The organism is Nocardia sp. JMUB6875 (genome assembly GCF_041154655.1).
Taxonomy (GTDB): Bacteria; Actinomycetota; Actinomycetes; order Mycobacteriales; family Mycobacteriaceae; genus Nocardia.
The window spans coordinates 1-8,776 of sequence record NZ_BAAFGR010000237.1 but is presented as its reverse complement, the minus strand read 5'-3'; the positions used below and the strand labels follow the sequence as shown (position 1 = coordinate 8,776).

General features: G+C 67.8%; 10 protein-coding genes. 9 read left to right on the top strand and 1 reads right to left on the bottom strand.

Translation table 11 applies throughout. From position 1 onward, the window contains the following. On the top strand, positions 1 to 283 hold a 283-nt coding region (locus tag ACAM49_RS36185; protein WP_369640043.1), incomplete at its 5' end, for a helix-turn-helix domain-containing protein. Between the two features lie 28 nt (positions 284 to 311). Here ACAM49_RS36185 and ppgK read toward each other — a convergent pair. Then, positions 312 to 1,052, bottom strand: coding sequence for a polyphosphate--glucose phosphotransferase (gene ppgK / locus ACAM49_RS36180; RefSeq protein ID WP_369640042.1), 741 nt, complete (start codon positions 1,050 to 1,052; stop codon positions 312 to 314). Between the two features lie 178 nt (positions 1,053 to 1,230). On the opposite strand from ppgK, the gene ACAM49_RS36175 reads away from it, so the two are divergent. From ACAM49_RS36175 to ACAM49_RS36140, 8 genes are all read left to right on the top strand, one after another. Beyond that, positions 1,231 to 1,992: a Crp/Fnr family transcriptional regulator gene (locus ACAM49_RS36175; RefSeq protein WP_369640041.1), complete on the top strand. Its 762-nt coding sequence runs from the start codon at positions 1,231 to 1,233 to the stop codon at positions 1,990 to 1,992. A gap of 296 nt (positions 1,993 to 2,288) precedes the next feature. Continuing rightward, a complete protein-coding gene (locus ACAM49_RS36170; RefSeq protein ID WP_369640040.1) occupies positions 2,289 to 2,582 on the top strand; it encodes a hypothetical protein in 294 nt (97 codons plus the stop codon). Next, positions 2,579 to 3,502, top strand: coding sequence for an N-acetylglucosamine kinase (locus ACAM49_RS36165; protein ID WP_369640039.1), 924 nt, complete (start codon positions 2,579 to 2,581; stop codon positions 3,500 to 3,502). Before ACAM49_RS36170 ends, ACAM49_RS36165 begins: the two co-directional genes overlap by 4 nt. Before the next feature lie 73 nt (positions 3,503 to 3,575). Further along, positions 3,576 to 5,105 (top strand): sodium:solute symporter, encoded by a 1,530-nt coding sequence (locus tag ACAM49_RS36160; protein ID WP_369640038.1) that lies wholly within the window; start codon positions 3,576 to 3,578, stop codon positions 5,103 to 5,105. Then, the gene (locus ACAM49_RS36155; RefSeq protein ID WP_369640037.1) at positions 5,105 to 6,265 is read left to right on the top strand and encodes an anhydro-N-acetylmuramic acid kinase; all 1,161 of its coding nucleotides are present in this window, start codon (positions 5,105 to 5,107) and stop codon (positions 6,263 to 6,265) included. The genes ACAM49_RS36160 and ACAM49_RS36155 overlap by 1 nt, the downstream gene beginning before the upstream one ends. Next, a complete protein-coding gene (locus ACAM49_RS36150) occupies positions 6,262 to 7,134 on the top strand; it encodes a MurR/RpiR family transcriptional regulator (RefSeq protein WP_369640036.1) in 873 nt (290 codons plus the stop codon). Before ACAM49_RS36155 ends, ACAM49_RS36150 begins: the two co-directional genes overlap by 4 nt. Further along, positions 7,131 to 8,054 (top strand): N-acetylmuramic acid 6-phosphate etherase, encoded by a 924-nt coding sequence (murQ, locus tag ACAM49_RS36145; protein WP_369640035.1) that lies wholly within the window; start codon positions 7,131 to 7,133, stop codon positions 8,052 to 8,054. The genes ACAM49_RS36150 and murQ overlap by 4 nt, the downstream gene beginning before the upstream one ends. Positions 8,055 to 8,184: 130 nt before the next feature. Beyond that, positions 8,185 to 8,776: PAS and ANTAR domain-containing protein (locus ACAM49_RS36140; protein WP_369640034.1), on the top strand; the 592-nt coding region annotated here is incomplete at its 3' end.

Sequence of the window (8,776 nt, the reverse complement as noted above, 5' to 3'; positions counted from 1 at the left end):
CCACCACCCCCTGACCCTGCCCGACATCGCCCGCCACGCGGCCCTGAGCGTCCGCACCCTCACCCGCCATTTCCAGGACCAGGTGGGCGCCACCCCGCTCCAATGGCTCCTCTCGACCCGCCTCCGCTACGCCCGCGAACTCCTGGAAACCACCGACCTCCCCATCGAAACCATCGCCCAGCAAGCCGGTTTCGCCACCTCCACCACCCTCCGCCACCATTTCACCCGCCGCCTCGGCACCTCCCCCCAGCAGTACCGCAACACCTTCCACGCGCGGGCTTGAATGCTCGATCGCCGGGCCGGGCTCCGAGTTATCCGGCCGCGGCGGCGAGGGCGGCGCCGACGATGCCGGCGTCGTTGTTGAGGGCGGCGGGGACGATTTCGGCTCGGACCTTGTCGATGTGGGGGAGGAATTTGTCGGCGTGTTTGCTGACGCCGCCGCCGATGATGAACAGGGACGGGGAGAACGCCATTTCGAGGTATCGCAGATAGCGTTCGACGCGGTGTGCCCACTGCTTCCAGCTGAGGTCGCGTTGTTCGCGCACATTCGCGGCCGCGTGGTGTTCGGCCTCGTGGCCGTCGAGCTCCAGGTGACCGAATTCGGTATTCGGGACGAGTACGCCGTTGTAGAACTGCGCGCTGCCGATGCCGGTTCCGAAGGTCAGCAGCAAGACCGTGCCGCGGCGGTCGCGCCCGGCTCCGAAGCGCATCTCGGCGATGCCCGCCGCGTCGGCGTCATTGACCACGGTGACCGGGACGCCGAGCGCCTGGGACAGCTGATCCCGGGCGTCCAAACCGATCCACCCGTCGTCCACGTTCGCCGCGGTACGGGTGACGCCGTCCATGACCACGCCTGGAAAGGTGACACCCACGGGTCCGTTCCAGGCGAACTGCCCGGCGAGTCCCCGGACCACCTCGAATACCGCCTCCGGCGTCGATGGTTGCGGCGTGAGCTCCCTGATCCGCTCTTGGATCAGCCGCCCGGCCGCCACGTCCACCGGAGCTCCCTTGATCCCCGTGCCCCCGATATCGATGCCCAGGTAGGTATCCATCCCTCCATGATCATCCGCGGGCCGCGATAACGCCACGCCCTCCCCCGCCGCCCTGGGCGGCAATCGGATTCGCGGTGCAGCGTCTCAGATCGTGATGTGCGATTTCATCCTTGTGGAAGGGTGTGCGCTTACCGTGGAGGATTCGGGGGCGGCATCTCCGAGGGCACGGAGTTGGAATATGAACACACCACGGGGCGGCTGGCTGGAAAACTGGCCGTGGCCGGAGCGCACATTCATGGAGCGATTGAGTCCGGCATCGCGGCGGGATCTGCTCTCGCTCGGGAAACAGCAGCCATTTCAGGCGGGGGAGGTTTTGTCGCCGTACGGGGATCCGGCCAGCAGCGTGTATCTGTTGCGGTCGCGGGATTCCAAGGTGTCGGCGTGCGCGAAGATCACCGGAGCCGACGGGAAACTGCTGGCGATCCGGGTGAGCGGTGATGTGATCGGTGAGATCGCGGCGCTGGAACCCAGTTCCCGCCGTTCCGCGACGGTCACCATCTGCACGGCCGCGACCGTGCATCGCATGCCCGGGACGGAATTCCTGCGCTTCCTCGACCAGCATCCGGATGGCTGGCAGACCCTGTGCCGCACCATTGCCGACCGGCTCGCCTGGGCGGACCAGCGCCGCTTGGATTTCAACGACTGCCCGGTCAGCGTCCGACTCGCCCGGCTGCTCGTCGAATTCGCGGAGTCCTACGGGCGCCGCACCACGGTGCGACCGAACGGCAACGGGTGTGAGGACGGCGAGGCAGAAGCCGCGGGGTGGGAGATCACCATCCGCCTCAACTACGAGGAGCTAGGCAACCTGGTCGGGGCGAAGGTCGACGCCATCGGGCTCGCCATGCGGGAAATGCGCGAAAAGGGGCTGGTGTGCCTGCGCAATCGCCATATCGTGGTGATCGATAACAAGGGTTGGGAGAATTACGGGCTGCAACCTTGAAAATTCCTGCCGCAGAGTCATTTACACGGACAAGATCCGGATTTTTACGGCGCGGACGATAGCTGGGCGATGGCATCTTGGTCTTTCAGCAGCAAGACCATCCGGAGGTGCACAATGCCGTCGCCCCACACCGACCCTCGAACCCTTACCGCCCCGCAAACCCGCGCCGATGACCTGTACCGCACCCTGCGCGCCATGCACAGCCCACTGGCGGCGGCCCTGATGGCCGCCGCGATCACCCGCCGGTGGCCAGCCGAATCCATGCCCGCCACAGCGCTTCACACACGGTAATGGCCGTGGAAACGATCGCGGTGCTGGCGTGGGCGGCGGCGGTCGCTCTCCGGGTGCTGCCCGAGATCATCCGGTCGCGTCGCACCTGTGTGTCGGTCACGGTGACCACACGTGCCGAGGCGGTCCGCGAACTGGCGATCACCGCGACGAACGCCGAAGACGCCGTTCAGTTGGTCCGGCAGGCGCTGGCTACTCGACCGGAGGACCGACGCCGGTCGTGTCTGTCGTCCCGCCGCGCATGCGGATATGCCTACCGCCCAACCGATCCCGGCCCGCCGTGCCACGATGGTCGCTCATGACGAGTCATGTCCTCGCGATCGATCTCGGTAAGACCGGCTGCCGGGGTTCGCTGCGGGTTGGTGGGCGGCAGATCCGGTGCGCGGAGGCAGCGGGTGCGCCCGGGCTGGCGAATGCGGGTGGCGTCGGCGCGGCGGAGGATGCGATTCGGGCCGTTGTCGAGCGGATTTCGCCGACAACGGATTTCGTTCTTTCCGTCGGCGCCGCGGGAGCCGCGTCCGCGCCGGAGGCCGCGGCGCTGCTGGCCCGGCGGCTGGCTTCCGGTATCGGAGTGAGCGCGGTCGCGGTGACGTCCGACGCCGTGACCGCGCATGCGGGGGCGCTCGGCGGATCATCCGGTGTGGTGCTCGCGGTGGGTACGGGAGCCGTTGCGACGGCGGTCGACGAGGCGGGCCGCTTCACCCGGGTCGACGGGTGGGGGCCACTGCTGGGCGACGAGGGTAGCGGCGGGTGGATCGGGCTCGAAGGTCTGCGGGCCGCGCTGCGTGCATACGACGGCCGCGGACCACGCACGGCGCTGGTCGACGCCGTCGGTGAACGCTACGGCGTCACCGTGAGCGAGCTGCCGAACCTGATTGGACAACAGGGCAATCCGGCGTCGACCGCTGCCCGGTTCGCACCCGCCGTCGCCGCGGCCGCCGCGACCGACGAGATTGCCGCGGCCATCATGACGGCCGCGGGACAGGCCCTGGGTCGGTCCGTTCTCGCCGCGGTCGAGCGGTCCGGCTTGCAACCGCCGGTGCCCTGTGCGGTCACCGGCGGTCTCGTCAATCTCGGTGCGGCGCTGCTGGATCCGCTCGATTCCACGATCAAGGAGGTCGTCCACCGTCGCCCTCCCCTCGGTCTTCCTATCGACGGCGCTGCCCTGCTGGCCGTCGACACGGCGACCGCCTTGGAAGGCTTGGTCATCCGAATCGGCTGAAAAATATTGACAGCTCATATGTGACGACTGACACTTACTTGCAACAGATCCGCCGCGTCACCGGGGAGTTGCGATGAACGCACTCAATCTCGCCGTCATCGTCCTCTACCTGGTCACCGTCGCCTGGATCGGCCTGCGGCTGTCCGGCAAGCAGAAATCCAGCACCGACTACTTCGTCGGCGAGGGTCGAATGCCTTGGTGGACAGTGTGTTTCTCCGTCGTCGCCACCGAGACCAGCGTGCTCACCGTCATCTCGGTCCCGGGCGGCGCTTACACCGATCAGGGCTTCGGCAATGTCGAGCTGGCCATGGGCTACATCATCGGCCGCACCGTTGTTGCCGCCGTGCTGATTCCGCTCTACAAGCGCGGCGGGTTCGTCAGCGCCTATCAATACCTCGAATTGCGATTCGGCCGCTATCTGCAGGGTGTCGCGTCGGTGACGTTCGTGTTCACCCGGCTCCTGGCCGAGGGCGTGCGACTGTTCGCCTCCGCCATTCCGATCAAGTTGCTGCTCAGCGAGTTCGGCCTGACGATCGGCTACGACGCCATCATCGTCGCGCTGACATTGCTGACCGTGGTCTACACCTACCTCGGCGGCATCAAGGCGGTCATCTGGACCGACGCCCTGCAGATGGGCCTCTATTTGACCGGTGCGATCATCGCGATCTGCGTCTTGTCCGGCCACGTCGGAGCCACCGGCTACTCGGATGCGTTGCACGCGGGCAAGTTCCGCGTCTTCGATACGGACTTCGGCCTGGCACATATCCTCACCAGTAGCTTCGCGCTGCCGACCGCGATTCTGGGCGGCGCCATCTTCGCCATGGCCTCGCACGGTTCCGACCAGCTGATCGTGCAGCGCATCCTCGCGACCAGATCGCTGCGCGACAGCCAGAAGGCGATGATCGCCTCCGGCGTCTTCGTCGCCGTGCAGTTCGCGGCCTTCTCGCTGGTCGGGGCGCTGCTGTGGTCCTACAACGGCGGCAAGACGCCGAAGCAGCTCGGCTTGACCAGCGCCGACGGCATCTATCCCGACTTCATCCTGCACGGGCTGCCGGTGGTGATCTCCGGGCTGCTGGTCGCCGGAATACTCGGTGCGGCAATGGGATCGCTGTCCTCGGCGCTGAACTCGATGGCGAATTCGACTGTCGCGGATATCATTCGTAGTTTCAGCCGCAAGGTGCTTTCGGATGATGCGATGCTGCGCCTGGCGCGTGTCATGACGCTGGTGTGGGCGGTGCTGATGGCGCTGTTCGCGATGGGGTTCAGCGCGACGACCGGCAATGTGTACCTCACCGCGTTGACGATCGCCGGATACACCTACGGTGCGCTGCTCGGAGCGTTCCTGCTCGGGCGACTCATCAAGCGCGCCAACCAGTTCGACGCGATCGTCGCCTTCGTGGTCACCGTGGCGGTGATGACCTTCGTGGTGCGCGTGATCAAGATCGATGTGACGGTGGCGGGCAAGGTGACCGAAAAGGGTATCGCCGCACAATGGCTGGTGCCCATCGGCGTAATCGTCACCCTCGTCGTCGGCGGGATCACCTCGCGGTTCCATCCGGCGCCCGCTGACACCGAGCCGGATCCGGCGCGGGCGGTGGCGTGATGCGCGTGATCGGGCTGATGTCGGGGACCTCGCACGATGCGATCGATGCCGTCGGTGCGGAGATCAGCGTGCGGGACGACACCATGCTGGTCCGCATCGTCGGCCTGCTCAGTCGGCCGTATCCCGAACAGCTGCGCTCCGAACTCATCGCCGCATTGCCGCCCGGGTCGGTCGATATGGCCGCGGTCTGCCGCCTGGACACCGCGATCGGCCAGGAATTCGCGGCGGTCGCCGCTGAAGCCGATGCCGAATTCTTCGGCGGTACAGTAGATCTCATCGCCTCACATGGCCAGACGGTCTACCACTGGGTCCGCGAAGGCACGGCGCATGGCACCCTCCAGCTCGGCCAGCCCGCGTGGATCGCCGAGCGCACCGGGACACCGGTCGTCAGCGATTTCCGCGCCCGCGACATCGCCGCAGGTGGGCAGGGCGCGCCGCTGGTCGGTTTGTTCGACATGTTGTGGCTGGCGGGGCGTCCCGGCCGTGCGGCCGCGCTCAATATCGGTGGGATCGCGAACGCGACCGTCACCGGTGAGGCCCCGGCGGCGTTCGACACCGGGCCGGGAAACGCGCTGATCGATGCCGCGGTCGCCATCGTCACCGGCGGCGCCGAGCATATCGACCGGGCGGGTGCGCGCGCCGCGCGCGGAACGATCGACGCCGATCTGCTGAAACAGCTTCTGGCAGAACCCTATTACTCGATGCGCCCACCCAAATCCACCGGTAAGGAGCTGTTCAACCGTGCCTACCTCGAGCGCGTGTTGCGCGACCGGCCGCTCGCGCCCGAGGATATCGTCGCCACTGTGACCGCGCTGACCGCACACACCATCGCCGACGCGCTCGAACCCTTCGGGCTCACCGAGGTCATCGCCTCGGGTGGCGGCACCCACAACCCGACCCTGCTGGCGATGGTGCGCGATCGGCTGGGCGCCACGCGGTTGCGCACCTCCGACGAGCTCGGACTGCCTTCGGCGGCGAAGGAGGCCACCGCCTTCGCCGTACTCGGCTTCCTCACCGTGCACGGGCTCACCGGCAGCCACCCCGCCTGCACCGGAGCGGCGCACGCCAGCGTGCTCGGCTCGATCACTCCCAGGGTCACCGGATTCGCCTTCCCCACGGCGTCTTTCGCACCGCCTCGGCGACTGACGGTGTCCGGATGAGCGCCGCGCCCGCCGGTGACGACGTCCGTACGCGGCTGCTCGCGGCGATCCCGCGGCTGTCCCCGAGCGGGCGGAAGCTCGCGCGCGTGATCCAGGACGATCCGTCCGGCGTCGCACAGCTGACGGTCAACCAGCTCGCGGAGCGGGCCGGCACCAGCACCTCCGCGGTGGTCCGGTTGGCCAAAACGCTCGGCTACGACGGCTATCCGCAACTGCGCCTGGCGCTGGCCGCCGCCGGAAGCGAGGACGGCGCACCGGTGTTCGCCACCGATATCGAGGCCGCCGACGAGCTGTCGAAGGTGCTGCACAAGCTGACCGCGTTCGAGACCGAGGGGATGCTGGCCACCGCGGAACTCGCCGACCCCGCGACCATGGAGGCCGTCGTCGAGGCGCTGGTCGGGGCGCGGCGCGTGCAGCTCATCGGCATCGGCGCGTCCGGGCTGGTCGCGATGGATATGGCGCAGAAGCTCACCCGGATCGGAATGTGGTGCGGCGCATGCACTTCCGAGGATGACGCGCTCGTGCAGGCGAGCCTGCTGGAGGCGGGCGATGTGATCGTCGCCTTCTCCCATTCCGGCGAGACCGCCGGAATCGTCGAGGCGGTCGAGCGCGCCGCGAGCATGCGCGCCACGACGGTGGCCGTGACAGCGGGAGCCGCATCGAAACTGGCGCGCGCGGCGCGGCACACCGTGCTCGTGGCCGGACGCGAGGACGGCTTCCGCTCCGCAGCCCTGGCGAGTCGTATGAGCCAGCTGCTGATCGTCGACACCCTCTACGTCGGTGTCCTGCAACGCACTCCGGCCGCGCACGCCGCGCTGCACCGCACCTACGAGGCGGTCGCGAATCGCCGCGCGAAAGGGATTCGATGAGCCGCACCCGCCCGCCGCACGGGATCGCCGCGCTGACCACCGAGCTCCCCAACCCGCGCACCGCCGCGCTCGACTCGATGCCGATCGAGGAGTTGCTGCGCACCATGAACGCCGAGGACGCGAGCGTGGCTTCCGCTGTGGCGCAGGCGATTCCAGCGATCACCCGCGGCGTCGAACGGATCGTCGACGCCCGGCGACGCGGCGGCAGACTCATCTACATCGGCGCGGGCACCAGCGGCAGACTCGGGCTGCTCGACGCGGTCGAATGCCCGCCGACCTTCGGCATCGATCCGGGCGCGGTACTGGGCCTCATCGCGGGCGGACCCGAGGCCTTCACCCGCGCGATCGAAGGCGCGGAAGACGACCCGGCCCGAGCCGAACAGGACCTGTCCGCGGTGCACCTCACCCCCGCCGATTGCGTCGTAGCGCTGGCCGCCAGCGGCCGCACTCCCTACGCCATCGGCGCCTTGCGCTACGGACGTGAGGTCGGCGCCACCACGATCGCGATCTCCTGCAACCGCAACGCCGAAACCAGCGCCCACGCCGACGTGGCCATCGAACTCGAAACCGGCCCCGAAATCCTGACCGGCTCCACCCGCCTCAAAGCGGGCACCGCACAAAAGCTGGTCTGCAACATGCTGACAACCGCGACCATGGTCCGAGAAGGCCGGGTCTACGGCAACCTGATGGTCGACCTGAACCCCACCAACGCCAAACTGACCGACCGCGCCCGCCGCATAGTCGCCGAAGCCACCGACCTCGACCTTCCCACCGCAGCAGCCCTTCTGGCCGCCGCCGACAACCACCCCAAAACCGCCATCGTCATGCACCTGGCCGGGGTGGACGCCCCCACCGCCCGCACCCTCCTATCCCGATCCAACGGCTTCGTCCGCCCCGCCATCGGCGAACCCCGCACATAGGACAAGTGACGCGCATTCTTGGCACCAGACCGGTGGCAGTGCTGGCACTCGATCACCAATAGTGCCGATTACCAGGGCTTTTACCCCCTCCCGGCGCGCTTTCACGGGTAGGTCGGTACATACTCGAGTAATGACATCTACTGCCGGGGTCCCGGCGTCCGTCCATTACGCCGCACCGGCGGAGCCTCAGCCGACAGCCGGCAGCTTCCGTTTCTGGTTCGCGTCCCAGCGGTGGGAGTGGTCACCGGAGGTCTACCGCATGCACGGCTACACCCCCGGCGAAATCGAGCCCACCACCGAACTACTGCTGGCCCACAAGCACCCCGATGACCGCGAGCACGTCGCCGACGCCATCGCCCGCTCCATCAACCAGGGCCAGCCGTTCTCGAGCCGACACCGTTTCATCGACACCCACGGCGCCGAACACGCCGTCATGGTCGTGGCCGACCGCATCCTCGACAGCACCGGCCACCCCGTCGGCACCACCGGCTTCTACATCGACCTCTCCGACACACTCGCCGCCGCCGAACGCGACACCCTCAACCAGCGCCTACCCGAACTGATGGAATCCCGCGCGGTCATCGAACAGGCCAAGGGCGTACTCATGCGCATGTACCGAATCAGCGCCGACCAAGCCTTCAAGGTCCTCATCTGGCGCTCCCAGGAAACCAACACCAAACTCCGCGCCCTGGCCGAACAACTGATCACCGACCTCCCCGCCG